This is a genomic window from Aeromonas simiae, assembly GCF_014892695.1.
In the GTDB taxonomy this organism is placed as follows: domain Bacteria; phylum Pseudomonadota; class Gammaproteobacteria; order Enterobacterales; family Aeromonadaceae; genus Aeromonas; species Aeromonas simiae.
In genome coordinates this window covers 2,996,616-3,023,479 of record NZ_CP040449.1, presented here as the reverse complement: position 1 = coordinate 3,023,479, position 26,864 = coordinate 2,996,616, and the positions used below count along the sequence as shown (strand labels likewise).

General features: G+C 59.8%; 27 protein-coding genes and 1 other RNA gene. 21 read left to right on the top strand and 7 right to left on the bottom strand.

Translation table 11 applies throughout. The features are described from left to right. Positions 1 to 56: 56 nt before the first annotated feature. The 3 genes from degS to FE240_RS14335 form a co-directional block, all read right to left on the bottom strand. A complete protein-coding gene (gene degS / locus FE240_RS14345) occupies positions 57 to 1,142 on the bottom strand; it encodes an outer membrane-stress sensor serine endopeptidase DegS (RefSeq protein WP_042045436.1) in 1,086 nt (361 codons plus the stop codon). 100 nt (positions 1,143 to 1,242) lie between these two features. Then, entirely contained in the window at positions 1,243 to 2,616 is a 1,374-nt protein-coding gene (locus FE240_RS14340) for a Do family serine endopeptidase (RefSeq protein ID WP_193001872.1), read from the bottom strand. A gap of 75 nt (positions 2,617 to 2,691) precedes the next feature. Further along, the gene (locus FE240_RS14335) at positions 2,692 to 3,072 is read right to left on the bottom strand and encodes a YhcB family protein (RefSeq protein ID WP_193001870.1); all 381 of its coding nucleotides are present in this window, start codon (positions 3,070 to 3,072) and stop codon (positions 2,692 to 2,694) included. Positions 3,073 to 3,209: 137 nt separating this feature from the next. Between FE240_RS14335 and zapE the strand changes: the two genes are divergently transcribed. From zapE to FE240_RS14295, 8 genes are all read left to right on the top strand, one after another. Further along, on the top strand, positions 3,210 to 4,301 hold the full coding sequence (gene zapE, locus FE240_RS14330; protein WP_193001868.1) for a cell division protein ZapE: 1,092 nt from the start codon (positions 3,210 to 3,212) through the stop codon (positions 4,299 to 4,301). A gap of 268 nt (positions 4,302 to 4,569) precedes the next feature. Then, positions 4,570 to 4,998, top strand: coding sequence for a 50S ribosomal protein L13 (rplM, locus tag FE240_RS14325; protein ID WP_042045440.1), 429 nt, complete (start codon positions 4,570 to 4,572; stop codon positions 4,996 to 4,998). A 15-nt stretch (positions 4,999 to 5,013) separates the two neighbouring features. Then, positions 5,014 to 5,406, top strand: coding sequence for a 30S ribosomal protein S9 (rpsI, locus tag FE240_RS14320; protein WP_193001866.1), 393 nt, complete (start codon positions 5,014 to 5,016; stop codon positions 5,404 to 5,406). Between the two features lie 296 nt (positions 5,407 to 5,702). Then, positions 5,703 to 6,293 (top strand): ubiquinol-cytochrome c reductase iron-sulfur subunit, encoded by a 591-nt coding sequence (gene petA / locus FE240_RS14315; RefSeq protein ID WP_193001864.1) that lies wholly within the window; start codon positions 5,703 to 5,705, stop codon positions 6,291 to 6,293. A 2-nt stretch (positions 6,294 to 6,295) separates the two neighbouring features. Then, the gene (locus FE240_RS14310; protein WP_193001862.1) at positions 6,296 to 7,513 is read left to right on the top strand and encodes a cytochrome b; all 1,218 of its coding nucleotides are present in this window, start codon (positions 6,296 to 6,298) and stop codon (positions 7,511 to 7,513) included. Then, positions 7,510 to 8,247 (top strand): cytochrome c1, encoded by a 738-nt coding sequence (locus FE240_RS14305; protein ID WP_193001860.1) that lies wholly within the window; start codon positions 7,510 to 7,512, stop codon positions 8,245 to 8,247. The genes FE240_RS14310 and FE240_RS14305 overlap by 4 nt, the downstream gene beginning before the upstream one ends. An 85-nt stretch (positions 8,248 to 8,332) precedes the next feature. Continuing rightward, a complete protein-coding gene (gene sspA / locus FE240_RS14300) occupies positions 8,333 to 8,962 on the top strand; it encodes a stringent starvation protein SspA (protein ID WP_042045445.1) in 630 nt (209 codons plus the stop codon). Continuing rightward, positions 8,959 to 9,384: a ClpXP protease specificity-enhancing factor gene (locus FE240_RS14295; RefSeq protein WP_193001858.1), complete on the top strand. Its 426-nt coding sequence runs from the start codon at positions 8,959 to 8,961 to the stop codon at positions 9,382 to 9,384. The genes sspA and FE240_RS14295 overlap by 4 nt, the downstream gene beginning before the upstream one ends. A gap of 53 nt (positions 9,385 to 9,437) precedes the next feature. Here the strand turns inward: FE240_RS14295 and dolP are convergent, their stop codons facing one another. Genes dolP through FE240_RS14275 form a run of 4 tightly spaced genes read right to left on the bottom strand, consistent with a single transcriptional unit; the run spans position 9,438 to position 12,863 of the window. Then, positions 9,438 to 10,016, bottom strand: a complete 579-nt coding sequence (gene dolP, locus FE240_RS14290; RefSeq protein ID WP_193001857.1) for a division/outer membrane stress-associated lipid-binding lipoprotein — start codon at positions 10,014 to 10,016, stop codon at positions 9,438 to 9,440. Positions 10,017 to 10,018: 2 nt separating this feature from the next. Continuing rightward, positions 10,019 to 10,609, bottom strand: a complete 591-nt coding sequence (locus FE240_RS14285) for a D-sedoheptulose-7-phosphate isomerase (RefSeq protein ID WP_193001855.1) — start codon at positions 10,607 to 10,609, stop codon at positions 10,019 to 10,021. A 9-nt stretch (positions 10,610 to 10,618) separates the two neighbouring features. Then, complete coding sequence (locus FE240_RS14280; RefSeq protein WP_226798836.1) at positions 10,619 to 11,014, bottom strand: YraN family protein; 396 nt, start codon at positions 11,012 to 11,014, stop codon at positions 10,619 to 10,621. Then, entirely contained in the window at positions 10,932 to 12,863 is a 1,932-nt protein-coding gene (locus FE240_RS14275; RefSeq protein WP_193001854.1) for a penicillin-binding protein activator, read from the bottom strand. The genes FE240_RS14280 and FE240_RS14275 overlap by 83 nt, the downstream gene beginning before the upstream one ends. 80 nt (positions 12,864 to 12,943) lie before the next feature. Between FE240_RS14275 and rsmI the strand changes: the two genes are divergently transcribed. The 13 genes from rsmI to murC all read left to right on the top strand — a co-directional run bounded on the left by rsmI (position 12,944) and on the right by murC (position 26,839). Continuing rightward, entirely contained in the window at positions 12,944 to 13,777 is an 834-nt protein-coding gene (gene rsmI / locus FE240_RS14270; RefSeq protein ID WP_193001853.1) for a 16S rRNA (cytidine(1402)-2'-O)-methyltransferase, read from the top strand. Between the two features lie 62 nt (positions 13,778 to 13,839). Then, an RNA gene (gene rnpB / locus FE240_RS14265) (RNase P RNA component class A) lies at positions 13,840 to 14,225 on the top strand. Positions 14,226 to 14,472: 247 nt separating this feature from the next. Then, positions 14,473 to 14,931 (top strand): division/cell wall cluster transcriptional repressor MraZ, encoded by a 459-nt coding sequence (gene mraZ / locus FE240_RS14260; protein WP_193001852.1) that lies wholly within the window; start codon positions 14,473 to 14,475, stop codon positions 14,929 to 14,931. Then, a complete protein-coding gene (rsmH, locus tag FE240_RS14255; RefSeq protein WP_042045452.1) occupies positions 14,932 to 15,870 on the top strand; it encodes a 16S rRNA (cytosine(1402)-N(4))-methyltransferase RsmH in 939 nt (312 codons plus the stop codon). Positions 15,871 to 15,872: 2 nt separating this feature from the next. Then, positions 15,873 to 16,187, top strand: a complete 315-nt coding sequence (gene ftsL, locus FE240_RS14250) for a cell division protein FtsL (protein ID WP_042045453.1) — start codon at positions 15,873 to 15,875, stop codon at positions 16,185 to 16,187. Beyond that, positions 16,184 to 17,944 (top strand): penicillin-binding transpeptidase domain-containing protein, encoded by a 1,761-nt coding sequence (locus FE240_RS14245; RefSeq protein WP_226798834.1) that lies wholly within the window; start codon positions 16,184 to 16,186, stop codon positions 17,942 to 17,944. Before ftsL ends, FE240_RS14245 begins: the two co-directional genes overlap by 4 nt. Beyond that, positions 17,928 to 19,409, top strand: coding sequence for a UDP-N-acetylmuramoyl-L-alanyl-D-glutamate--2,6-diaminopimelate ligase (murE, locus tag FE240_RS14240; protein ID WP_226798832.1), 1,482 nt, complete (start codon positions 17,928 to 17,930; stop codon positions 19,407 to 19,409). Before FE240_RS14245 ends, murE begins: the two co-directional genes overlap by 17 nt. Next, positions 19,406 to 20,761: a UDP-N-acetylmuramoyl-tripeptide--D-alanyl-D-alanine ligase gene (locus FE240_RS14235; RefSeq protein ID WP_193001849.1), complete on the top strand. Its 1,356-nt coding sequence runs from the start codon at positions 19,406 to 19,408 to the stop codon at positions 20,759 to 20,761. The genes murE and FE240_RS14235 overlap by 4 nt, the downstream gene beginning before the upstream one ends. After that, a complete protein-coding gene (gene mraY, locus FE240_RS14230; RefSeq protein ID WP_042045459.1) occupies positions 20,755 to 21,837 on the top strand; it encodes a phospho-N-acetylmuramoyl-pentapeptide-transferase in 1,083 nt (360 codons plus the stop codon). Before FE240_RS14235 ends, mraY begins: the two co-directional genes overlap by 7 nt. Before the next feature lie 3 nt (positions 21,838 to 21,840). After that, entirely contained in the window at positions 21,841 to 23,124 is a 1,284-nt protein-coding gene (gene murD / locus FE240_RS14225; protein ID WP_193001847.1) for a UDP-N-acetylmuramoyl-L-alanine--D-glutamate ligase, read from the top strand. Further along, a complete protein-coding gene (gene ftsW, locus FE240_RS14220; protein ID WP_193001845.1) occupies positions 23,121 to 24,305 on the top strand; it encodes a cell division protein FtsW in 1,185 nt (394 codons plus the stop codon). Before murD ends, ftsW begins: the two co-directional genes overlap by 4 nt. Then, entirely contained in the window at positions 24,305 to 25,375 is a 1,071-nt protein-coding gene (gene murG / locus FE240_RS14215; protein WP_193001844.1) for an undecaprenyldiphospho-muramoylpentapeptide beta-N-acetylglucosaminyltransferase, read from the top strand. Before ftsW ends, murG begins: the two co-directional genes overlap by 1 nt. Before the next feature lie 9 nt (positions 25,376 to 25,384). After that, a complete protein-coding gene (murC, locus tag FE240_RS14210) occupies positions 25,385 to 26,839 on the top strand; it encodes a UDP-N-acetylmuramate--L-alanine ligase (protein ID WP_193001842.1) in 1,455 nt (484 codons plus the stop codon). Positions 26,840 to 26,864 lie beyond the last annotated feature (25 nt).

Below are 26,864 nucleotides of genomic sequence, written 5' to 3'. Positions count from 1 at the left end.
ACTCGCTCCGAGGTGACAACGTCAGGCCGGCATTATGCCGGCCTGACTTTTTGGTTTCACTTCTGGGGGTAGCGCAGATCTTCTTCTATGACGACGGGCAGATCTAGGCTCTTGCCGTCACGGACGATGGTGAAGGTCAGTTTGCTGCCGGGGCGGGTTTCGACAATCCGATCCATCGCATTGCGGATCCCCTTGATCGCCTCGCCGTTGATCTTGAGCAGCACATCCCCACGCAGCATCCCCGCCTTGGTGGCCGGACCATTGGGGTCTAGGTTTTCGACCACCAGACCACTTAGGTCACCGAGATTCATCATGCGGGCAATGATGGGGTTGATCTCGATACTGGATATGCCGAGGTAACCACGGATGACCCGACCGTGGGTGATCAGCTCGTCCATGATGCGCTTGGCCAGTTTATAGGGAATGGCGAAGCTGATGCCGTAGCTCTCCTGATTACCGTTGATGTGATAGGCGGCGGTGTTGATGCCGACCAGATCGCCCCGAGCATTGACCAGCGCCCCCCCCGAGTTGCCCTCATTGATGGCGGCGTCGGTTTGCAGCAGGTCCTGACGCCCGTTGCTCTCCGGCCCCATACTGGATAGGCCGATCCGCCCCGTCGCACTGATGATGCCCTGCGTGATGGTCTGCCCCACGTTGTAGGGGTTGCCGATAGCGAGCACGATATCGCCCACCTCGGGTTGATTCTCCGGATTTTGTGGGATCACAGGGAGGCTGTCTGCCTCGATATAGAGGACGGCCAAGTCGGTCAGTTTGTCAGTACCGACCAGCTCGGCGGTGAAGATGCGCCCATCCTGCAAGGCGACGATGATCTGGTCTGCCTCGGCAATCACGTGGTAGTTAGTGAGGATGTGGCCCCGCTCGCTCATGATGACGCCAGAGCCGAGCCCCTGAGGGGTCAGCTCTGACTGGTTATTACGCGAGGTGAAGCTGCGGGTATAGATATTGACGACGGCAGGGCCGGCTCGATGCGCTGCATAGGAGAAACTCATGTCTCGAGTTGAGCTGATAGACATGGGGGCGCCGCCACGCAGAGCGGGAAAAAACAGCAGCAGGATGGCTGCCATGGCTAGGCCAAAGCCAATAGCCTTACTCAAGTAACTGAGAGTAGGGGGGATTTTCATCTGCGTCTCATCCGAACCGTCGCCGGCTGAGGATAGCATTATCTATGCTTAAAAATAAGCCGCGGGTATCTCCCGCGGCTTGATTTCAACAACATACCGATCAGCGGATGACCAGATAGAGAGAGGCATCACCGCGCTGGATGTTGAGTGCCAGCACATCGCTCTTCGGTTTGAGCACCTTGCCGAGTTCGCTCAGGTTGTTCACTCGTACCCGGTTGACACCGATAATGATGTCTCCCTTCTGCAAGCCGGATGCGGCAGCGGCGGAGCGCGGATTGATGTCGCTCACCTCGACACCGGTGACCGGTTCGCTGACGTTGCTCAGCTTGGCGCCATCCAGTGCCGGGTGCAGCACATCGGCGCGTACGTCGCTGTCATCGGCCTGTTTCAGGGTGACGGCGGCAACTTGCTCATTGCCATCGCGGATCAAGCCAAGTTTGACCTGTTTGCCAGCCCCCATGGTGGCGATCTTGGCGCGCAACTCACCGAAGGAGCGGATCTCCTTGCCATCGATGCTGACGATGATGTCACCGGCCTTAATCCCGGCTTTCTCGGCGGCGGAGCCCGGCATCACCTGATTGACGAAGGCACCGTACTGTTTGTCGTAGCCGAAGGTTTTGGCGATATCGGAGGTCAGTTCGGTCCCCTGGATCCCCAGTTGGCCGCGGCGGACTTCGCCGAACTTGACGATCTGATCGGTCAGGTCGCGCACCATGTTGGAGGGGATGGCGAAGCCGATGCCGATGTTGCCACCATTTGGCCCCAGAATGGCGGTGTTGATGCCGATCAGCTCACCCTTGAGGTTGATGAGGGCACCACCCGAGTTGCCAGAGTTGATGGCGGCATCGGTCTGGATAAAGTTCTCGAAGTTCTCGATATTCAGGCCGCTGCGCCCAAGCGCTGAGACGATACCCGAGGTCACGGTCTGACCAAGGCCAAACGGGTTGCCGATAGCGAGGGCATAGTCACCGACCCGCAGCTTGTCGGAGTCGGCCATCTGGATCTGAACCAGGTTGTCAGCCTTGATCTGCAGCAGGGCGATATCGGATTGCTTGTCCTCGCCAATCTTCTTGGCGGTGAACTCGCGCCCGTCCTTCAGGCTGACTTTGATCTCGTCGGCTTCGTGCACCACGTGGGCGTTGGTGATCACATAGCCCTTCTTGGTGTCGATGATGACGCCGGAGCCGAGGGCCTGGAAGGGTTGCTCCTGTACCTGTTCGCTTGGCATGTCGGGGCCGAAGAAGAAGCGGAAGGGCTCGGGCAGGCGTTGGCGGGTGATCTTCTTGCCGGAAACGGAGATGTTGACCACCGCCGGGGTGACCTGCTCGATCATCGGCGCCAAGCTGGGCATTTCACTGCTGGCGCTGTCACTTCCGCCAAACAGAGAAGGAAGGGCGGCTTGAGCGGGGGCAGCGGAGAGGGCCATTCCAACGCTTAAGGCCACCACGCTGAGCAAAGAGAGAGATTTACGCATAAAAGAGACTGCTCCCGTTAGGAAAAACAATGCTGTACGACAATGTCAGACCACGGCCGAGGGCAATTAGTTCATTTACCCCTGGCCGGATTGCTTGAGAAGGCCAGATGAACCGGCGTAGTCGCGCGGAGGGAAGTCGGGTTCCTTGACCGGCTCGGCACCAGTCTCTTCGGGCAGAGCCTTGAACGGGTTCTCGCTATCCTTGGCCAGCGACTTGCTTTGCTCGGCCATGTGACGGTACAGGGTCTGGTACTGCTCGGCCATCTGTTCCATCAAGGCGGCGCTGTCGGCAAAGTGGGTGCTGATCTGACCCTGATACTGCACCAGTTCTTGGCGGGCTTTCTTCAGATCCTGCTCCAAACGACTGGCATCGCGACTCTTCACGCTGAGGCGTCCCAGTACGATACCCAGAACCAGGGCTACAACGGCCAAACCAATAGCACTTATCAGACTCATAGACGCTCCTTTTTACGACCAATTCAAACGGGAGACCACGGCTCGGAGACCATACTCCCTCTCGGGCACTATACCGTGCCACTTGGGGGCGTGGTACCATTTTGTCCCGGATTCAGGGACTTGGAAGCAGATAGGAAATGACTCCGCAACAGAAGTACCAACAGGGGCTACAGGCAGCCAGTTTTGTGGCCGACCCGGCTCAGGCGGCCGCCGTGGTTGAACTGGAACGACTCTATCAGGATTTACGCCGGCGACCGACTCCGACCAGCTCGCGACCTTGGTGGCAGCGGCTATGCAAAGCGGCGCCGGTTGAGGGGGTGAAGGGGCTCTACATGTGGGGGGGCGTCGGGCGAGGCAAAACCTGGCTGATGGATCTCTTCTTCGATTGCCTGCCTGAAGAGCGCAAGCTGCGCATGCATTTCCACCGTTTTATGTTGCGCATCCATGCTGAGTTGAAGGGGTTGTCCGGGGTGGCAGACCCGTTGCAGAAAGTCGCCGATACCCTGGCCCAGGAAGCGGACATCATCTGTTTCGATGAATTTTTTGTCTCTGACATCACCGATGCCATGCTGCTTGGCACCCTGTTTCAAGCCTTGTTTGCGCGAGGAGTAGTATTGGTGGCCACCTCGAACATCCCGCCCGCCGATCTGTATCGCAATGGTCTGCAACGGGCCCGTTTCCTGCCCGCCATTGAGCTTATCGAGCGGCATTGCCATGTCCTCAATGTGGATGGTGGCACCGACTATCGGTTGCGTACCCTGGAGCAAGCTGAGATCTACCACTCACCCCTCGATGAGCAGGCTGTACAGAATCTGACACTCTGCTTTAGCCAACTGAGCGGCGCTGAGCCGATGGCCGGTGTGCTCACGGTGCAGGGGCGTGAAGTCAGGATTGAGGGGGCCCACGATGGAGTGCTTTGGATCGATTTTGAGCAGATGTGCTGCACCCCGCGCTCCCAGAGTGACTATATCGAGCTATCCCGCTGCTACCACACCGTGTTGCTGGCCAAGGTGCAACCCATGGGGGCGGGGATGGATGATGCTGCTCGCCGCTTCATCGCCATGGTCGATGAGTTCTACGAGCGTCACGTCAAACTGATCATTTCGGCTGCGGTTCCGATGAGCCAGCTTTACGGTCAAGGGCTGCTCAATTTCGAGTTTGCGCGCTGTCTGTCTCGGTTGCAGGAGATGCAATCGCACGAATACCTTGCCAGAGTGCACCTTCCTTAGTCACAATACCGCGCCTGCCAGTCGGATGGGCATCTGCGGCAGGTAGGGCCGGGCGAGATTCATCAATGTCATGGGCAGTGAAATTGATGGGTGATATTTAAGGCAACTTCACTTATAATCGCCCGGCCCACGTTACAAGCAGTCGATAAGACTGCACTCTTTAAGGTCTTACTTGTATTCGAAGGGGTACAGGTAGGCTATCGTTTGTTGTTTGTGGGCGAGCCCCCGCAAGCAATTGGGTCTGTAACAGGTAATTGGGTTTAACTTAATGAAAACTTTCGTTGCCAAGCCAGAAACCGTAAAACGTGACTGGTACGTTGTTGACGCAGAAGGCAAGACTCTGGGTCGTATCGCCACTGAGATCGCTGCCCGTCTGCGCGGTAAGCACAAAGCCGAGTACACTCCGCACGTTGACACCGGTGATTACATCATCGTTATCAATGCTGAGAAGGTACGTGTAACCGGTAACAAGACTACCGACAAGATGTATCATGCTCACTCCGGTTTCCCGGGTGGTATCAAGTCGATCAGCTTTGACAAGCTGATTCAGCGTAAGCCGGAAATGGTAATCGAAGCTGCTGTCAAAGGCATGCTGCCGAAGGGCCCGCTGGGCCGTGCCATGTTCCGTAAGCTGAAAGTTTACGCTGGCGCCGAGCACAACCACGCTGCTCAGCAACCTCAAGTACTGGATATCTAATCGGGAACTGGCAACATGGCAGAAAATCAATACTACGGTACCGGCCGTCGCAAAAGCTCCACTGCTCGCGTATTCCTCAAGGCAGGCAGCGGTAAGATCGTAATCAACCAGCGCTCTCTGGAGCAGTACTTCGGCCGTCCGACCGCCCGCATGGTCGTTCGTCAGCCGCTGGAACTGGTTGAGATGACCGAAAAGCTGGATCTGTTCATCACCGTTAACGGTGGTGGCATCTCCGGTCAAGCTGGCGCGATCCGCCACGGTATCACTCGTGCTCTGATGCAGTATGACGAGACTCTGCGCTCTGAACTGCGTAAAGCTGGCTTTGTTACTCGCGATGCCCGTAAGGTTGAGCGTAAGAAGGTCGGTCTGCACAAAGCTCGTAAGCGTCCGCAATACTCCAAGCGTTAATTCGCTTTGGTATGCGAACCCTTATTGGGTTTCAAAAAGCCTGGCGCAAGCCAGGCTTTTTTTATGTGTGAAGGCGTGTGGGTGGAAAATCCAACCCTATGTCACAAAAGGCACAAAATCCCTTCTCTATCGCTTTCGTGTCAGTTAACCATTCTTGTCAGCTTGTTATCTTTTCCTTAATATTTCCTCGATTTTTCTGTGACAATTATAACCCGCGCTCCTGTTACTATGGTCACTGAGAGTCGTATGCAGGGAAACGATAAGAATGAGCGGAGTCCACATGGGAGAGGTTCTGGATGAGCAATGCGCCTGTTGATCACGGCCGCCGTAGATTTCTGACCTGGTCAACCATTGCGGTTGGTGGGGTTGGGGCGGCATTCACTGCAGTGCCCTTCATCAAATCATGGAATCCGAGCGCCAAGGCCAAGGCGGCAGGGGCTCCGGTGGAGGTCGACATCAGCAAGCTTGAGCCGGGTCAGCTCATCCGGGTGGAGTGGCGTGGTAAGCCGGTTTGGGTAGTTAACCGCTCTAAAATGACGCTGGATTCGTTGCCCGCCCATGATGGCAAGTTGAGAGATCCCCAATCGGATGAGCCGCAGCAACCTGAGTATGCCAAGAATGCATATCGCTCCATCAAGCCGGAAATTTTTGTCGCGGTAGGGTTGTGTACCCATCTCGGTTGTTCGCCCAACTACCTGCCAGATAGCTTTGCTGAGCAGGTGGAAGGGGTGACATCCGGCTTCTTCTGCCCTTGTCATGGTTCCAAGTTTGATATGGCGGGCCGCGTCTTTCAGGGGGTGCCTGCCCCGCTCAATCTGGTGATCCCACCCTATCAATACCTTAGTGATACCACCATTTTGGTGGGTGCCGACGGCGAGGAGGCCTGATCATGCTCGGTAAACTGATGGGCTGGATCGATGCCCGCTTCCCGCTGACCGCCATGTATAACGATCACATGGCCAAGTACCCGGCGCCCAAGAACCTCAACTTCTGGTACTTCTTTGGCTCTCTGGCCATGCTGGTGCTGGTTAACCAGCTGCTGACCGGTATCTGGCTGACGATGAGCTACAACCCCTCAGCCGAAGGGGCGTTTGCCTCGGTCGAATACATCATGCGCGATGTCGATTACGGCTGGTTGCTGCGTTACATGCACTCCACTGGTGCGTCGGCCTTTTTTGTCGTGGTGTATCTGCACATGTTCCGTGGCCTTATCTATGGCTCCTATCAGAAACCCCGTGAGTTGCTGTGGATCTTCGGCATGTTGCTCTTTTTGGTGCTGATGGCAGAGGCCTTCATGGGCTATTTGCTGCCGTGGGGGCAGATGTCGTTCTGGGGAGCCCAGGTGATCATCTCCCTGTTCGGCGCCATCCCTGTGATCGGTGATGACCTGACCCTGTGGATCCGTGGTGACTACGTGATCTCGGGGGCAACCCTCAACCGCTTCTTTGCCCTGCACGTCATCGCCTTGCCGCTGGTCTTGGTGCTGTTGGTGGCGATGCACATCTTGGCACTGCATGAGGTAGGCTCCAACAACCCGGACGGCATCGACATCAAGCTGCACAAGGATGAGAACGGCTGGCCGCTCGACGCCGTGGCGTTCCATCCCTACTTCACCGTAAAGGACATGATCGGCGTGGCTGGTTTCCTGTTCTTTTTCTGCCTCATCATCTTCTTCAAGCCCGATATGTTCGGTTACTTCCTCGAAAAGCCCAACTTCGAGGTGGCCAACGGCCTGAAGACCCCAGCACATATCGCTCCCGTGTGGTACTTCACACCCTTTTACGCGATTTTGCGGGCGGTGCCGGACAAGCTGCTCGGAGTCATCATGATGGGTCTTTCCATCGGGGTACTGTTCGTTCTGCCCTGGCTGGATCGCTGCAAGGTGCGCTCGGTACGCTATCGCAGCACGTTGCACAAGCTGAACATCGCCCAGTTTGTCGTCTGCTTTATCATTCTCGGCATTCTTGGGGTGCTGCCCTCCACGCCGACCCTGACACTGCTCGCCCAGATTTGCACGCTGGGATACTTCGGTTTCTTCGTACTGCTGTTTTTCTACAGCAAGAACGAGCGCACCAAGCCGCTGCCGGAAAGGGTGACTTTCAAATGAAAAAAATGATCATCGCATTTTTCACCCTGCTCCCCGCGTTTGCCATGGCGGCCGGAGGTGAGGGGGTTAAGCTGGACAAGGCTCACTACGATCTGACCGATAAGGTGTCACTGCAACGTGGTGCGACGACCTTCATGAACTACTGCTTTGGTTGCCATAGTACCCAGTACCAGCGGTACAACCGGGTGGCCCAGGATCTCGGCATCCCTGAGGATCTGATGCGGGAGAACCTTATCTTCACCGGCGCCAAGAGTGGCGATCTGATGAAAAATGCGGTCGCCGAAAAAGAGGCCGCCAAGTGGTTCGGGGCACCGCCGCCGGATCTGACGCTGGTGGCTCGAGTGCGTGGCGCGGACTGGATTTACACCTATCTGCGCTCCTTCTATGTCGATCCTTCCCGTCCTTTCGGTGTGAATAATCTGGTGTTCCCTGCGGTAGGCATGCCCCATGTGCTAGAGCCATTGCAAGGTACACCGCGCCTGCATTACGCCACTGAGGTAGTAAATGGCGAAGAGGTGAAGGTGCCGCACAGTATCGTTTCTGACGGCAATGGTGAATTGAGCACCGAAGAATATGACCAGACAGTGCTTGATCTGGTAAACTTCCTAGTCTATTCGGGTGAGCCGGTACAGCTCGAACGTGAACGTATGGGCTTCTGGGTACTGGGTTTCATCGTGATTTTCTTCATCTTCACCGTGCTGTTGAAGAAGGAGTACTGGCGCGACGTTCACTAAGCGACCAGAAAAGGGTAAAATAGTGTACGGCAATGAAGCCTGTCGCTTCATTGCCGTTTGTTCTTTTTAATGACTGGAGGGGTCAATGGCTGTAGCTGCCAATAAGCGTTCTGTGATGACGCTGTTTTCCGGTGCCAACGATATGTTCAGCCATCAGGTGCGTATCGTGCTGGCGGAGAAGGGTGTCAGCGTGGATATTTGCCAGGTTGATATGGACAATCTGCCAGACGAGCTGGCCGAACTGAACCCGTACAACACTGTACCCACCCTGGTGGATCGCGAACTGGCTCTCTATACCTCGCGCATCATCATGGAATATCTCGACGAGCGCTTTCCCCATCCGCCTCTGATGCCGGTTTACCCGGTGGCCCGTGGTAACAGCCGTCTGATGATGCATCGCATCGAACTGGACTGGTATACCTTGGCTGACAAGATCATGGCTGGCGTGGATGTCGAGGCATCCCGCAACGAGCTGCGTGACAACTTGCTGGCCATTGCTCCGATTTTCAATGAAATGCCCTATTTCATGAGTGAGGAGTTTGGTCTGGTGGATTGCTACATGGGCCCACTGCTGTGGCGTCTGCCGAGCCTCGGTATCGATCTGGCAGGACGTGGCGCCAAGGAGCTGAAAGCCTACATGGTTCGCCTGTTCGAGCGTGAATCCTTCCAGGCTTCCCTGACTGAAACCGAGCGTGAGATTCGTCTCGGGGCATGAGCATGGAAATTAATATGACGCCCAGCCGCCCTTATCTGTTGCGGGCGTTTTATGACTGGTTGCTCGATAACGATTTGACTCCGCATCTGGTGGTCAACGTTAACCTTCCCCATGTGGCTGTACCGCTGCAATTTGCCCAGGACGGACAGATAGTGCTGAACATAGCGCCGCGTGCGGTGGCGGGCTTTCAGATGGACAACGATGCCATCAGCTTTAGTGCCCGTTTCGGCGGTGTTTCACAGCAGGTCTATGTGCCGATGGCTGCCGTGGTTGCCATTCATGCTAGGGAGAATGGCGTCGGAACGCTCTTTCCCCCTGAGCCTGCCTATGAGGCCTGGTTGGCATCTGCGGATGAGTCGTCGCAACCGGATCCCGAGCCACCACGCCCAAGTGGTCGGCCGAGCCTCAAAGTGGTCAAATGATGAAATAAAAAACGCAGCCCATTGGCTGCGTTTTTTTCATGCGTCACAGCGGGTTACTGCTGAACGTATTCAAAGGCTTTGATGACTTGCTTCACGCCGCTGACGTGACGGGCTATCTCGACGGCGCGGTCACCTTCGGCCCGGGTTACCAGACCAATCAAGAACACTTCACCGTTCTCAGTCACCACCTTGACCTTGCCGCTGTCAAAATTCTTGGCGCCCAGCATGTCGGTGCGCACCTTGGAGGTGATCCAGGTGTCGTTACTGCGAACGCTGAGATCAACCGGCTGGCGGATGCGCAGCTCGTTGTAGACATGACGGACGCCAGACACCCGGCTGACGATGCGTCCGGCTTCGACCTTGTAGGCTTCACTGGGCGTTTGGCCGATCAGCAAGACCCGGCCGTTATTGCTGTAAACGCTGATCTTGCTGGCTGCCGAGAGTTGCTTGTTGTCGGCCAACAGGTTGGCAGACTTGAGTTCGATGGTCTGGTCATCCCATTGCGCGCCCACGGTGCGGCGATCGCCGGCGACCTTGGCTGTGGTGGCGGCACCACCGGCAAATACGGCTGCACAACCTTGCAGCAGCAGGGAGCCGGCCAGCAGACCGATAAGAAGAGGAGTCTTCTGCATGGTTAATCTTCCTGTTGCGGGAAAAGAGTCTGGTCGATGAGATCACACAGGCAGTGCAGGGTCAACAGATTGACCTCAAGAATGCGAGGTGTCCGAGTTGAAGGTACGCGGATCTCGACGTCATTGGGGCCAAGCAGGCCAGCCATCTCGCCACCATCCCCCCCACTTAGCACTATGATGGTCATGTCGCGTGACAGGGCTGCCTCCGCCGCCTTGATCAGGCTGCGGCTGTGGCCTGAGGTGGTCAGAGCGACGAGGATGTCTCCTGGTTGGCCAAGGGCTCGGATCTGCTTTGCATAGACCTCTTCGAAACCATTGTCGGTGGCGATGGCGCTGATGGTAGCCATGTCCGGTGTCAGAGCCATGCCTGGCAAGGCCGGGCGCTCGGTCTCATAGCGGTTGACCAGTTCGGCGATGAACAACTGAGCCAATGCGGCAGAAGGGCCGTTACCACAGGCCAGCACCTTATGACCGTTGAGCAGACAGATGGTGATCATTTGAGCGGCAGTATGAATGGCCTCGGGAAGGGCCTCTGCGGCAGCGATCTTGGTCTGGATGCTTTCGGTGTAATTCTCTTTGATGCGGTCTGTCATCTTATCCTCTTAAAACGCATTCTGGATCCATTCAGGAATATCGCCTTCAAACACCATGGCATCGAAGCGGCATGCCTGCAGGGCTTCATTGAGGCCGTGTTGTTGCAAATAGTGGCGAGCGGCCAATTGTACCCTGCGTTGCTTGGTTTTGGTGATAGATCCGGCGGCACCACCATAACGATGGCTGGCGCGATAGCGAACCTCGATGAAAACCAGGGTATGGCCGTGACGCATGATGAGATCGATCTCGCCACCACGGCAGCGGTAATTACGCCAAAGAGGCTGCAATCCAGCGGATTGCAGCCTCTGCTCTGCCATCAATTCAAAGTGCTTGCCCCGGTTCTGCTGGGTCTGAGGCAACAGGCTGTTCAGACCCTGACGCATCCGGTTCATCAGTCGCTTCATCCGATGTTGCCTCCGTATTGTCGGGCAGGGCATGGGGATCGCGTACGATGCCGTTCTGATAGATGCCCCAGCTCAGTTGACGCTGCACGACGCCGTTGCCGTCGATGCTGAGCTGGCCTGTCAACCCGGAGAGCTGCATGCTGGGGTTGGCGCGCAGCTGTTGCAGCTTGCCAGTCAGGGTGAAGGCATCATAACCCATGGCAAACAGACGTAGCCGATCACCGCTTAGCTGCGGCCACATTTGCTGGATTTGGGCTTTGAGGCCGTCGTAGCTTCCGAGCATCAGCGGCATGTCGGAAATGTGTACGCCATTGAGCTCGGGTAGCACTTCGCGAGCAGTACTGTCATAGCCACGGCCGGCAATGAAGGTGGCGAGCCCCCCTTTTGCCTGACTGACATTGAAATCGATATAGGGCTTGATGGTACGAGTGTCGACCGGGCCTGCGATGATGTAGGCCGCATCAATACCGTTGAAGGTGTTATGTCGCGGGGTATCGCTGGTGAGATCGCTGACTTGCTGAATCCGGCCAGCCGTCTTGCCGCTCAGGGCGTTACGCACCATGCCCTCGATCTCTTGGCGCCCACCAAAGGTGGCCACCACGGGTCGCCCCTGGCTGACAGCCTGCCATGCCTTTTCGAAGTTCTGCACACCGGCATAACCGATTCGATCCTGTGAGGCCAACACCATGGGCTGGCGATAACCCTGCTGATAGAGATACTGTGCCGCCTGCCCAGCATCGGCCGCTGCCGAGAGGGAGAAGAAGAAGTTCTTCTCGTCAAGCACCGGCTTGTCGAGCTCATTGAGCGCCAGTACGGGGATGGTCGGTTTCAGATCCAGCAGTGCCTGCACTCTATCTTTGAGGAGCGGGCCGATGATCATGTCCGCCCCCTCCTGGACCGCCTGCTGGTAGAGAGTGGCGATAGGCTTGCTCTGGGTGTCATAGAACTTCACCTTGAGCTGGCTGCCGCTTTGCTTGTACGACATCAGGATACCGTACTGTAGCGCTTGTCCTTGGGCGGCTAAGTTGCCAGAGAGTGGCAGCATGACGGCGGCTTGCAGCGGTTCATTTAGCTCGGTAGCCAGCAGCTTGTCGAGCCCGGCCGGCATATCCCCCAGCGCCGGGTGTTGCGGGAAGCTGCGCTTCCAGATGCGCAACTGGCGGGGCAGCTGATCTGGTTGGGCACCGTACTGGTTCACCAGCGCCGCCAACTGTAACCAGCCGGTGGTAACGTCAGGAGCCGGTGCCTCTTGCAGGGATTGCAGGGTTGCGGGAGTCATGCCTTGCAGCAGGATCCATATCTGGCGATGGTTTTCCTTTTGCGCCTCATCCTTAATGAAGGGATCGAGGGCTATCAGGCTCTTGGCGGCACCAAAGCGATCTTTATTGTCGAGCTGGAGGGAGGCACGCTGCAGATACCACGCCTTCTCGGTGTCGGGATCGAGCTGGGTGGCCGGCTTTTGCTCCAGCAGGGCCAAAGCGCCCTTGGTATTCCCCTTGGCCAGCACTACCTGGGCTTCCAGCAGTTGTAGTTGGGCCAGTTGCTCGGCGCTCTTGCCCTGCTTGCGCAGTTGTTGCAGCAGAGCCGCGGCAGGTTCTGTCTTGCCGGAGGCCAGATAGCTGCGGGCAGCCAGGATCTGCCAGACGAATGCCTCATCCGGATGTTCATCGCTGACCCGATCGAGATACCAGCCGGCGTCCTGGGTCACGGCCGAGAAGGGGGAGGGAAGGCTCAGCGGCTCGTTGCCACTGCCCGGGCCGGAGGCGCAGGAAGCCAAAAGAAGACCGGCGATCAGGATGCCGGCGAGTCGTGTTACACTTAGCAGCTTTGTAAACCGGTTCAAGTTCATACCCCGACCAGTGTTGAAAAGTCCCCATAGTGTAAACGGGGCTATATGGCGACACAATTGTCGGGGTCTGCGGAGAGGTCATGAACGACACGCCAACCCTGTATATAGTCCCTACCCCGATCGGCAACCTGGCGGATATCACCCAGCGGGCCCTCGATATTCTGCGCAGCGTCGATCTGGTGGCGGCGGAGGATACCCGTCATACAGGTATCCTGCTCAGTCACTATCAGATCTCCGTTCCGACCTTTGCTCTGCACGATCACAATGAACAGCAGAAGGCTGATGTGCTGATTGGCCGCATCAAGGAGGGCAAAAGCATCGCCCTGGTTTCTGATGCCGGTACGCCGCTTATCAGCGATCCCGGTTACCATCTGGTGACCCGCTGCCGTGAGGCCGGGGTCAAGGTCGTGCCGTTGCCCGGCCCTTGCGCCGCCATTACGGCACTCAGCGCCGCCGGGCTTCCGACGGATCGCTTTACCTTCGAGGGGTTCCTGCCGGCCAAGTCCAAAGGACGTGACGATAAGCTGCAAGAGCTGGTCGATGAACCCCGCACCATGGTTTTCTACGAATCCCCACGCCGGGTTTTGGAGACGGTCGAGGCGATTGTGCGCATCCTGGGGGAGCGCCAGGTCGTGCTGGCCCGAGAGTTGACCAAGACCTTTGAAACCATCCATGGCCTGCCCGCGTCTGAGCTGCTGGCTTGGCTCGGTGAGGATGAGCACCGCACCCGTGGCGAGATGGTGCTGATGGTGGCGGGAGCGCGTAAAGACCCGGAGGATCTGCCGGCCGAGGTGATCCGCACCCTGGGGCTGCTGGTGGCTGAATTACCGCTCAAGAAGGCGGCAGCCTTGTGCGCCGAAATCCACGGGGTGAAGAAGAACGCCCTCTATAAGTACGGCCTCGAACACTACTGATTTGCCGGCCGGGGTGATTATCGGTTTACCCCAGCCCTGCAAGACGGCTATAATCCGCGCCCGGAGTCGGCCGGGCAATCGCTGCTTCGTCGTTGTGTCCCTCGGGGCAGACGGGCGGAGGGGAGGAAAGTCCGGGCTTCATAGGGCAGGGTGCCAGGTAACGCCTGGGGGGCGTGAGCCCACGACCAGTGCAACAGAGAGCAAACCGCCGATGGCCCGCAAGGGATCAGGTAAGGGTGAAAGGGTGCGGTAAGAGCGCACCGCGCGACTGGCAACAGTTCGTGGCACGGTAAACTCCACCCGAAGCAAGACCAAATAGGCCCCCTTTGGCGCGGCCCGCGTTGGGGGCGGGTAGGTTGCTGGAGCCTGCGAGCGATTGCAGGCCTAGAGGAATGATTGCCACCGGGGCAACCCGGTACAGAACCCGGCTTACAGGCTGACTCCCCAATTTGAAAGCCCTGCATCTCGATGCGGGGCTTTTTCTTATCGTTTGGGAAGGTTTATCTCGAGGAATATTCTGTGGAAAATCAGCCGCCTCCCTCTTTTCAGGAGACGCTGCGGCTGTTTTGGTCTCGCCGGACCCCCTTCCTTGCTTGAAAAGCCGAGGTGGGCTCCTTAAACTTTAAAGTGGAGAAAAGTGGATCAAAGTGGTTTTAATGATCCGATAACCATTCAACCACTTTAGGGGATGCAGGGTGTTGCGTGGCGCTCATGCCATCAGCCTCGACAGCAAGGGGCGGTTGGCTATTCCGACCAAATTCCGGGATTGGCTTCGCGACGAGTGCGATGGCCAGCTGGTCTGCACCATCGATTTGTCTCATCCCTGCCTGCTGCTCTATCCCCTGCCTGAATGGGAAGAGATAGAGCGCAAGCTGCGCTCCCTTTCCAACATGAATGCGGCTGAGCGGCGCGTGCAGCGACTGCTGCTTGGCCATGCCAGCGAATGCGAGCTGGATAATAACGGGCGCCTGCTGCTGAGTGCGCCGCTACGTACACACGCCGGACTGGACAAGAAGGTGATGCTGGTTGGCCAGCTCAACAAGTTCGAGCTGTGGGACGAAGCGCGTTGGCACCAGCAGGTGGAAGAAGATATCCGGGGCCTGCCCGAGGACGACTGGTCCGGCTCCGAACGATTACAGGATTTTTCCCTTTAAATGACGCAAGGCTTTGAACACATCACCGTGCTGCTCAACGAGGCGGTCGAAGGTCTGGCTATCAAGCCGGACGGTATCTATGTCGACGGCACTTTTGGTCGCGGTGGCCACTCCCGCCTGATCCTGGAGCAGCTTGGTCCTCATGGCCGGCTGATCGCCATCGATCGGGATCCCCAGGCGATAGCCGAGGCGTCCACCATCCAAGACCCCCGTTTTGAAATCGTGCACGGCCCCTTCTCCGGGGTTGCCGATTATATTGCCGAGCGTGGCCTGACCGGCCAAATCGATGGTTTTTTGATGGATCTCGGGGTCTCTTCGCCCCAACTCGACGATGCCGATCGAGGCTTTAGTTTCATGAAGGATGGCCCGCTCGACATGCGGATGGACCCGACCAGCGGACAGAGCGCCGCCGAGTGGCTGGCCCATGCCGACATTGACGACATCGCTTGGGTGCTCAAGACCTTCGGTGAGGAGCGCTTTGCCAAGAAGATTGCCCGTGCCATCGTCCACGATCGTGACCAAACCCCCTTCACCCGCACTCGCCAGCTGGCCGAGATGATAGCCCGGGTCAACCCGAGCAAAGAGAAGGGAAAGCACGCGGCGACCCGCAGCTTCCAGGCCATCCGTATCTACATCAACAGCGAGCTCGACGAGATCGAAAGCGCCCTCAATGCGTCCCTCTCCATTCTCAAGGCCGGCGGCCGCTTGTCGGTGATCAGCTTCCACTCTCTCGAGGATCGGCTGGTCAAGCACTTCATCCGCAAGCATGAGAAGGGGCCTGAAATTCCGCACGGGCTGCCGTTGACCGAAGCGCAGCTCAAGGGCGACCGCAAGCTCAAGGCGGTTGGTAAAGCGCAAAAGCCTTCCGATAACGAGGTGGGCCACAACAGCCGTTCGCGCAGCTCGGTGCTGCGGGTGGCTGAACGGCTCGGGGAGTAACCATGGCCGACGAACGCATCAACCTGTCGCGCGAGATCTTCGTCGATCTCTGGCGCCATAAGGTGCAACTGCTGCTCTGCGTTTCGGTGTTGGTCACGGCCTTCGTGGTGATCCTGGTCACCAACATGACCCGGGGCAAGACCTCCCAATATAACGAACTGATGGCGGAGCGCGACTCCCTCGAGATCGAGTGGCGTCATCTGTTGCTCGAGCAGGGTACCCTGGCCGAGCACTCGCGGGTGGCGGGACTGGCCATGGAGAAGTTGCAGATGGCGCGCCCCATCGTCACCACTGAAAAGGTGATCATCGAGCCATGAGTCGCATCAACTTCAACCGTAAAGGGGCCAAGGCGGGCGGCAAGGAGAGTGCCGCTGTTCATCCGTGGCGTTTTCGAACCCTGCTGTTTTTCATCGGTATTGCCTTTGGCGGTTTGATCCTGCGTTTGGCTTGGATCCAAGTGATAGACCCGGATCGCCTGCGCCAGGAGGGGGACATGCGCTCCCTGCGCACCACTGAGACCCAGGCAGTGCGTGGCATGGTGACCGATCGTAACGGAGAGCAGTTGGCAGTATCCGTACCGGTCGAGGCGGTGTGGGCCGATCCCAAGACGGTACATGAGTCCGGCGCCATTGCGAACGAGCGCGCTTGGCAGGCGCTCTCCGAGGTGCTGAAAGTCGATATCAAGACCCTCAAAAACCGGATTGCCAACCCCAAGAAGCGCTTCGTCTACCTGCAACGGCAGGTGACACCGGCAGTGGCCGAATACATCAAGGGGCTAAAACTCGGTGGCGTCTACCTGCGTCCCGAGTCACGTCGCTTCTACCCGACTGGTGAGATCAGTGCCCACCTGGTGGGGGTGACCAACATCGACGGTCACGGTATCGAAGGGATTGAACGCAGCTACAACGACTGGCTCACCGCCACTCCCGGCGAGATGCGGGTGCGTAAAGATAGGCACGGCCGGGTCATCGAGCACCTCGGTGTGGTGAAAGAGGGCAAAGACGCCAACGATCTGCACCTGAGCATCGATCAGCGGGTGCAGTCCATCGCCTACCGGGCGCTGAAAAAGGCGACCGATGAGAACATGGCGACCTCCGGCTCCATGGTGATGCTGGATATCAAGACCGGCGAGGTGCTCGCCATGGTCAACACCCCCTCCTACAACCCGAATAACCGCGGCCAGTACCAGAGCTTCCGGGTGCGCAACCGGGTGGTAACCGACACCTACGAGCCGGGGTCGACCGTCAAGCCGCTGATCCTGCTCAGCGCGCTGCATGCCGGGGTCACCAGTTGGGACGATTTCATCGATTCCAAGCCCCTGTTCATCGGTGCCAAGCAGATCAAGGACGTGAGCGTCCATCACGCCAACAACCTCTACGACATACTGCGCTACTCCTCGAACATCGGCATGTCGCGCATCGCTCTGCGCATGCAGGCGCAGGACATGATCAACACCCTCAGCATGCTCGGCTTCGGCATTGAGTCCGGTAGCGGCCTGATGGGGGAGAGCGGCGGCATGCTGCCCCAGCGTCGCCGCTGGTCTGACATCGAGCGGGCGACGCTCTCGTTCGGCTATGGCCTGCGGGTGACCCCGCTGCAACTGGTGTCGGCCTACGCCACCCTGGCCAACAGCGGTTGTCGTAACCCCATCTCGGTCACCAAGCTGGAGAAAAAACCCACCTGTGAGCAGGTGATCAACCAAAACGATGCCAAGGCGATGCTGCGTGCTCTCGAGTATGTGGTTGACTCCGCCATTCCCAAGGCCAAGGTGCCGGGCTATCGCATTGGCGGCAAGAGCGGTACCGCCAAGGTGGCCGTGGCCGGTGGCTATGGCAAGGATTACATGGCTTGGTTTGCCGGTTTTGCACCGGCCAGCAACCCGCGCTTTGCCATGGTGGTGGTGATCAACGAGCCCAAGGGCAAGGCCTACTATGGTGGCGCCGTGGCGACCCCGCCGTTTGCCGAAGCCATGGGCGGCGTGTTGCAGCTCTACAACATTCGTCCCGACGCCGACACGGCGGTTCAGGATCCCAAGCTTGCCCGTCAGGAGGCGCCCCTTGTTCCCCGCACTTGATCAACTGTTGCTGCCGTTTGGCGTGACGGCGCCCGCCATCGCGCTTGATGCGATCACCCTCGACAGCCGCCGGGTTGCGCCCGGCACCCTGTTTGTCGCGGTGAAGGGGCATCAGGTGGATGGCCGCCGTTTCATCGAGCAGGCGGTAGCCCAGGGGGCGGCCGCCATCTTGTTTGAGGCGGGCGATGACTTTGTGGCTCCAGAGCTGGCGGTTCCCTGCATCCCCATGGCGGATCTGCCGCGGCATCTTTCTGCCCTGGCGGGGCGCTTTTACGGGAACCCGGCAGAGGCGCTGGAGCTGGTCGGGGTCACGGGCACCAACGGCAAGAGCACCACGGCCCTGTTGATCGCCAACTGGCGCACCCTGCTCGGCGGTCGCGCCGGTGTCATGGGCACGGTGGGTAACGGCCTGTTCGGCCAGTTGGTCGAGGCGGCCAACACCACCGGCAGCGCCATTGAGGTGCAGGGCAACCTGCGCGCTCTGCATGAGCAGGGGGCCGAGCTGGTGGCGATGGAGGTTTCCAGCCACGGTCTGATGCAGCACAGGGTGGCGGGGTTGCAGTTTGATGCGGTGGCCTACACCAACCTCAGTCGCGATCACCTCGACTACCACGGCACCATGGCGGCCTATGCCGAGGCCAAGGCACTGCTGCTGGAGCGGGTGGATGAGGCCCGCGCCGTCATCAATGGTGATGATGAGGTGGGGCGTCAGTGGCTGGCCAGCCGGCCTGCCGCCGTGGCATACAGCCTAGAGGGGGGCGTGGCCGGCCATCCTGGCCCGCAGATCCTCGCCTCGGCGCTGGAATTTCATCAGCAAGGTTTTCGCGCCCGGATTAACTCGCCGTGGGGGAATGGTGTATTATCCGCCCCCTTGCTGGGCCGCTTTAACGTGGCCAACGTGCTCGCCGCGCTCGGGGTGATGTTGGTGCTGGGTTACGACTTCGATGCCCTGCTCGCCAGCGCCCCCGCCTTGCAGCCGGTGACCGGTCGGATGGAGTGTTTCGGTGGCCAGGACAAGCCCCTGGCCGTGGTCGATTATGCCCACACCCCGGATGCCCTCGAGAAGGCGCTCGCCGCTTTGCGGGTGCACTGCCAGGGGCAACTTTGGTGTGTGGTCGGCTGTGGCGGTGACCGGGATCGCGGCAAGCGGCCCATGATGGCGGCGATGGCCGAGCGCTGCGCCGATCGGGTGATCCTGACCGATGACAACCCGCGCACCGAAGCACCGCAGCAGATCATGGCCGACATGGTGGCCGGGTTGCAGGCTCCCGAGCTGGTGCAGGTCGAGCACGATCGCATCAAGGCCATCCGTCTGGCACTGAGCCAGGCGACGCAGCAAGACATCGTTCTGGTGGCCGGTAAGGGCCACGAGGATTACCAGATCATCGGCACGCAAAAGCACCACTACAGCGATCGTGAGACGGTCGTCGAGGTATTGCGCACATTACCGGAGTCATTCGCATGATGACCCTTCAACTCTCCGACATCGCCGCGGCCATCGATGCCCGCCTGATCGGAGAGGATTGTCCTGTTTCTGCCGTCAGCACTGACACCCGTCAGTTGTCTCACGGCTCTCTCTTCGTCGCCCTGCGTGGCGAGCGTTTCGACGCCCACGATTTTTGCGAGCAGGCCATGGCCGCCGGCGCCAGCGCTCTGCTGGTCGAGCGCGAGCTGCCGCTGGCCATTCCTCAGTTGGTGGTGCAAGACAGCCTGCGCGGCCTTGGTCGTCTCGGCCGTCTGCTGCGCCAACGGGTGAACCCCAAGGTGTTCGCCATCACCGGCAGCTGTGGCAAGACCACGGTCAAGGAGATGGCCTCGGCCATTCTCGCGCGGGAAGGGAAGGTGCTGGCCACCGCCGGTAACTTCAACAACGAGGTCGGGGTGCCGCTCACCCTGCTGCGTCTCGAGCCCGGCCATGACTTCGCCGTGTTGGAACTTGGCGCCAACCACCCGGGCGAGATCGCCTGGACCACCTCGCTGGCCCTGCCGGATGCCGCCCTCATCAACAACGTGGCAGCCTCACACCTGGAGGGCTTCGGTTCCCTGGAAGGGGTGTTCCACGCCAAGAGCGAGATCTTCGAGGGGCTCGGCGAGGGGGGCTGCGCCATCGTCAATGCCGACAACGAGTTCTGGCCCCAGTGGCGTGAGCGTGGGCTCAGCTGCGCCTTCTCCATCGACGATCAGCGCCAGCCCTTCCACGCCCGTGACATCGTCATGAATGCCAGTGGCTGCGCCGAGTTCGTCATGGTCACCCCCCAAGGGGAAGTGGCGGTCACTCTGGCTATCCCTGGTCGCCACAACATCGGCAATGCCCTGGCGGCGGCCGCCGGTTGTCAGGCGCTGGGCGCATCGCTCACGGCGATCCGCGATGGCCTTGCCGCCATGGCTCCGGTCAAGGGGCGCTTCTGCGTGCAGCGCTGGGGTGGCCTGACCCTGATCGACGATACCTACAACGCCAGCGTCGAGTCGGTGCTGGCAGGCATTGATGCCCTGACCAACATGGCTGGCTACAAGGTGCTGGTGTTTGGCGACATGCGCGAGCTGGGGGCCGAGTCGGCCGAGCAGCATGCCCGGGTCGGTCGTCACGCCAAGGCGCGCGGCCTGGATGCCGTGCTCTGCGTCGGGGAAGAGAGCCGTCATACCGCAGACGCGGCGGGCGGACGACATTTTGATAACAAGGCGTCATTGTACGAAGTGCTGGCAACCATGATTGAGAATCACGCCGAGATAGCGGTACTGGTAAAGGGGGCCCGTGGCTCCCGAATGGAAGAGATCGTCGAGATGGTCAAGCACCATCAGGAGCAGGCCCAATGCTAGTCTGGCTGGCGGAACTGCTAACCCCGCACTTCACCTTCTTCAACGTCTTCTCCTACCTGACGTTTCGCGCCATTTTGTCGATCCTGACCGGCCTGTTCTTTGCTCTGTGGATGGGGCCGCGTCTTATCCGCCGCCTGCAAGTGCTGAAATTCGGCCAGGTGATCCGTCAGGAGGGGCCCGAGTCCCACCTGAGCAAGGCCGGTACCCCGACCATGGGGGGGCTGATGATCCTCGCCTCCATCTTTGTCTCAACCCTGCTGTGGTGCCGCCTCGACAACGGTTATGTCTGGCTGGTGCTGTTTGTGCTGGGGGCCTATGGGGCCATCGGCTTTGTCGATGACTATCGCAAGGTGGTGCGTAAGAACACCGATGGCCTGATCGCCCGCTGGAAGTACTTCTGGCAGTCGCTGGTAGCACTGATCGTGGCCTTCGTCCTGTACGCCACCGCCACCCATGAAGGGCAGACCCAGTTGGTGGTGCCCTTCTTCAAGGAGGTGATGCCCCAACTCGGCCTGCTGTTCATCGTGCTGGTCTACTTCGTCATCGTGGGCACCTCCAACGCCGTCAACCTGACCGACGGCCTCGATGGTCTCGCCATCATGCCGACCGTCATGGTCGCCGCCGGCTTTGCCCTGATCGCCTGGGCCACCGGTAACGTCAACTTTGCCGAATACCTGCACATTCCCTATGTGCCCTACACCTCCGAGTTGGTGGTGGTGTGCACTGCCATCATCGGCGCCGGGCTGGGTTTCCTGTGGTTTAACACCTACCCAGCCCAAGTCTTCATGGGGGATGTGGGCTCTCTGGCGCTGGGCGGCGCGCTCGGCACCATCGCCGTGCTGGTGCGTCAGGAGTTCCTGCTGGTCATCATGGGCGGTGTGTTCGTGATGGAGACCCTGTCGGTGATCCTGCAAGTGGGCTCTTACAAACTGCGTGGAGTGCGCATCTTCCGCATGGCGCCCATTCACCACCACTACGAGAAGAAAGGCTGGCCGGAGCCGCGCGTCATCGTGCGTTTCTGGATCATCACTCTGGTGCTCGTGCTGCTGGGTCTGGCGACCCTGAAGGTGAGGTAAGCCATGGTCATCATCATCGGCCTCGGCAAGACCGGCCTCTCCTGCGTCGACTACTTCTTGGCCAAGGGGGTCACTCCTCTGGTGATGGACACCCGTGCCAACCCGCCCGGCCGCGATCAACTGCCACCCGAGGTGGAGCTGGTTCACGGTCTGGACGAGGAGCGCTTCAAGCAGGCCCACCTGATCGTGGCCAGCCCCGGCATCGCGCTGGCGACGCCCGAGCTCAAGGCTGCCGCCGAGCGCGGTGTCGAGATCGTCGGTGACATCGAGCTGTTCGTGCGTGAGGCCAAGGCCCCGATCGTCGCCATCACCGGCTCCAACGGTAAGAGCACGGTCACCACTCTGGTCGGCGAGATGATTGCCGAGGCTGGCCTCAAGGTGGGCGTTGGCGGCAATATCGGCACGCCGGCGCTGGATTTACTCAAGCAGCCGGCCGATCTGTATGTGCTGGAGCTCTCCAGCTTCCAGCTCGAGACCACTCACAGTCTGCGCGCCGCCGCTTCTGTGGTGCTCAACCTCTCTGAGGATCACATGGATCGCTACCACGGCATGGCGGATTATCGCGCCGCCAAGCAGGAGATCCATCAGCACTCCCAGCACATCCTCATCAATCGCGACGATCCCCTGACCCGGCCGGATGTCGGCAGCGCCTGGAGCAGCTTTGGTCTCGATGGTAGCGCCTATGGCCGCGTCGATATCGATGGCCGCCTCTGGCTCTCGCTCTATGGTGAGCCGCTGCTGGCGGTGGATGAGATGAAGATCGTCGGTGCTCACAACCAGGCCAATGCCCTGGCGGCCATGGCGCTGTGCGATGCGGTCGGCATCGCGCGTGAGCCGCAGCTCACCGTGCTGCGCCGCTTCGAGGGGTTGCCCCATCGTGCCCGTTTCGTGCGCGAGGTGAACGGTGTGCGCTGGATCAACGACTCCAAGGCCACCAACATCGGCGCCACCCTGGCGGCGGTCGCCGGGGTGCGCGAGGCGGTCAAGGGCAAGCTGATCCTGCTGGCCGGCGGCCAGGGCAAGGGGCAGGACTTTGCGCCGTTGCAGGCCCTGCTCGGCAGCCAGATCGACAAGATGTACTGCTTCGGTCAAGATGGCGCCCTGCTGGCCGCCCTCGGCGAGCAGACCGAGCTGGTGGCGGACATGGACGAGGCGATCGCCCGTGCCGCTGCGGATGCTCGTCCCGGTGACTGGGTGCTGCTGGCGCCGGCTTGCGCCAGCCTGGATCAGTTCAAGTCCTTCGAGGCGCGTGGTGATCGTTTCACCGAACAGGTGATGGCCCTATGAAGGCCTGGCTGCGTAGCAGCGGGATCTGGCTGTGGGGCGTGCTGATGCCCCAGCGGCCCGGTGCCCTTTATGATCGCCAACTGGTGACCCTGGCCTTTGCCTTGATGTCGGTTGGGCTGGTCATCGTGGCTTCGGCCTCGATCCCCGAGGGGATTTCGCTGGCCAACGATCCGTTTATGTTCGTCAAGCGCCACGGCATGTTTCTGGTGATGGCGCTCGGCATCGCCTGGGTGGTGTTGCAGATCCCGATGACCCGTTGGCAGCAGTACAACGGCTCTATGTTGTTGCTCGCCATCATCATGTTGGTGCTGGTGTTGGTGGCGGGGCGCAGCGTCAATGGCTCGGTGCGCTGGCTGCCCCTCGGGCCCTTCAACCTACAGCCGGCGGAGTTCGGCAAGCTGGCTCTGTTTGTCTATCTGGCCGGCTATCTGGTGCGGCGCCAGAACGAGGTGCGCGAGCGCTTCATCGGCTTCATGAAGCCGATGGCGGTGCTGTTCGTGCTCGCCATCCTGCTGCTGTTGCAGCCTGACTTGGGATCGGTGGTCGTGATGTTCGTCACCACCCTCGGCATGCTGTTCTTGGCCGGCGCCCGGCTGGTGCAGTTCATCGGTCTCATCTTGGTGGGGGTGAGCGCCGTGGTGACCCTGATCATCGCCGAGCCTTATCGGATGCGGCGGGTCACCTCCTTCCTCGACCCTTGGGCCGATCCGTTTGGCAGTGGTTATCAGCTGACCCAGTCGCTGATGGCTTTCGGTCGCGGCAGTTGGTTTGGCGAGGGGCTCGGTAACTCGATTCAGAAACTCGAGTACCTGCCGGAGGCCCACACGGACTTCGTGTTCGCCATCCTCGGCGAGGAGCTCGGTTATATCGGCGTGCTGGCGGTGCTGGCGCTGCAATTTTGTATGGCGGCCAAGGCACTGCGCCTCGGCCATGCCTGTCTGCAAGCTCAACGCCTGTATGAGGGCTATCTGGCCATCGGTATCGGCATCTGGTTCAGCTTCCAGACCTTCGTTAACGTGGGCGCTGCCAGCGGCATGATGCCCACCAAGGGGCTGACCCTGCCATTGGTGAGCTACGGTGGCTCCAGTCTGATCATCATGTCAGTGGCCGTGAGTATGTTGATTCGTATTGATTTCGAGCTGCGTCAGGCGAGTGCCCAGGCGCGCGTGCGGGAGGCATAGTGAGCAAGACCTTGTTGGTGATGGCGGGGGGTACCGGTGGGCATGTTTTCCCCGGTCTCGCCGTGGCCGATCGACTCAAGGAGCAGGGCTGGAGTGTACACTGGCTCGGCACCGCCGACCGGATGGAGGCGGAGTTAGTACCCGCTCACGGCTATCCCATCTCCTTTATCGACATCCAGGGGGTGCGCGGCAACGGCCTCAAGCGGTTGCTGGCGGCCCCTTATCGCATCATCAAGTCGATTGTGCAGGCCCGCAGAGTGCTCAAGGAGATCCGCCCCGACGTGGTGCTCGGCATGGGGGGCTTTGCCTCCGGCCCCGGTGGGGTCGCAGCCTGGCTCAGTGGTATCCCCTTGCTGCTGCACGAGCAGAATGCCTCGGCCGGCATGACCAACAAGCTGCTGGCCCACATCGCCAAGCGGGTGTTGATGGCCTTTCCCGGCGCCTTTGCCCCGAACAGCCGTACCGCCGTGGTCGGTAACCCGGTGCGCAGCGAAGTGGTCGCCCTGCCGGAGCCGACCGAACGGATGGGGAGTGGTGAGCGCCCACTGCGCCTTCTCGTCATTGGTGGTAGTCTTGGCGCCAGAGTGCTGAACGAACAGGTGCCGTTGGCCGTCGCGGCGGCCGCCATGCCCATCGAGGTGCGTCATCAGACCGGGCGCGGCAACCAGGAGTCGGTGGGGGGAGCCTATCGTCAGTTGGGGCTCGAGGCCGAGGTCAGTGACTTCATCAAGGACATGGCCGGGGCCTATGCCTGGGCCGATTTGGTTGTTTGTCGCGCAGGTGCGCTGACGGTATCCGAAGTTGCGGCAGCAGGTGTCGCAGCCATCTTCGTCCCCTTGCCCCATGCAGTGGATGATCACCAGACTCGCAACGCCTTGACCCTGGTCGATGGCGGTGCGGCCGAATTCCTGCCCCAGAGCGAATTGACCCCGGCTTCGTTGGCCGCCCGTTTGGTCTGGCTGGCAGGACGTCGAGACACGTTATTGAACATGGCCGTGGCCGCCCGCCGCATCGCGATCACCGATGCAGCCGAGCGTGTCGCCGATGAATGCAAACGGCTGGCCGAATGAGAGAGAGCTATGACCAAGGTTGAACTGGCAAAACTGCGTACCATGATCCCCCAGATGCGCCGCGTGCGCCGCATCCACTTCATCGGCATCGGTGGTGCCGGCATGGGGGGGATCGCCGAGGTCCTGGCCAATGAAGGCTATCAGGTGAGCGGCTCGGATCTGGCGCGTAACGCCGTGACTGAGCGCCTGAGCTCACTGGGAGCGGAGATCTACCTCGGTCATCGTGCCGAGAATATTCATGATGTCAGCGTGGTGGTGGTCTCGACCGCCATCAAACAGGACAACCCGGAGCTGCTGGCCGCCCGCGAGCTGCGCATCCCGGTGGTGCGCCGTGCGGAGATGCTGGCCGAGCTGATGCGTTTTCGCCATGGCATTGCCATTGCCGGTACCCACGGCAAGACCACCACCACCAGTCTGGTGGCGAGCATCTATGCCGAGGCCGAACGGGATCCGACCTTCGTCATCGGTGGCCTGCTCAACAGCGCCGGCACGAATGCGCGTCTGGGCAGCAGTCGCTATCTGATTGCTGAGGCAGACGAGAGCGATGCGTCCTTCCTGCACTTGCAGCCAATGGTCTCCATCGTGACCAATATTGAAGCGGATCACATGGACACCTATGGCGGCGATTTCTCCAAGCTGCGCAGCACCTTCATCGAGTTTCTGCATAACCTGCCGTTCTACGGGCTGGCCGTGGTGTGCGTCGATGACCCGGTGATCCGCGACATGCTGCCGGAGATTGGTCGCCCGACCGTGACTTACGGCCTGTGTGATGACGCCGATGTGCAGGTGCTCGATTTTGTTCAGACCGCCCATCACAGCACCTTCCGCCTGCGCCGCAAGGAGGGGGGAGAGCTTGCGGTGAAACTGAACCTGCCGGGGATCCACAACGCCCTCAATGCCGCTGCCGCCATCGCGGTTGCGACCGAAGATGGCATCGCCGATGAGGCGATTGTGCGGGCGCTTGAGAAGTTCGAAGGGGTGGGGCGCCGCTTCCAGCAATACGGTGAGTTCGAGACCGGCCGCGGCAAGGCGATGCTGGTCGATGATTACGGTCATCATCCGAGTGAGGTGAAAGTGACCATCAACGCAGCCCGGGCCGGATGGCCGGAAAAGCGTCTGGTGATGGTGTTTCAACCGCACCGTTATAGCCGTACGCGTGATCTCTACGAGGATTTCGCTGAGGTGCTTTCCAAGGTGGATGTGCTGGTGATGCTCGAAGTGTATGCTGCCGGAGAAGATCCGATCCCGGGCGCCGATGGCCGCGCGCTGTGCCGCACCATCCGCTCACGCGGCGCCTTGGAACCCATCTTTGTCGCGACGCCGGAGGATGTCCCGGCAGTGCTGGCCGATATCGTTGGCGAAGGTGACCTGGTGTTGACCCAGGGCGCCGGCAACGTCGGGGCTCTTTGCCGCCGTCTGGCCGAGATGAAATTGAATGTAAGCAGCATGAAATCGGGTGCTTAAGCCCTTAATGAGTGTTTTGACCGTC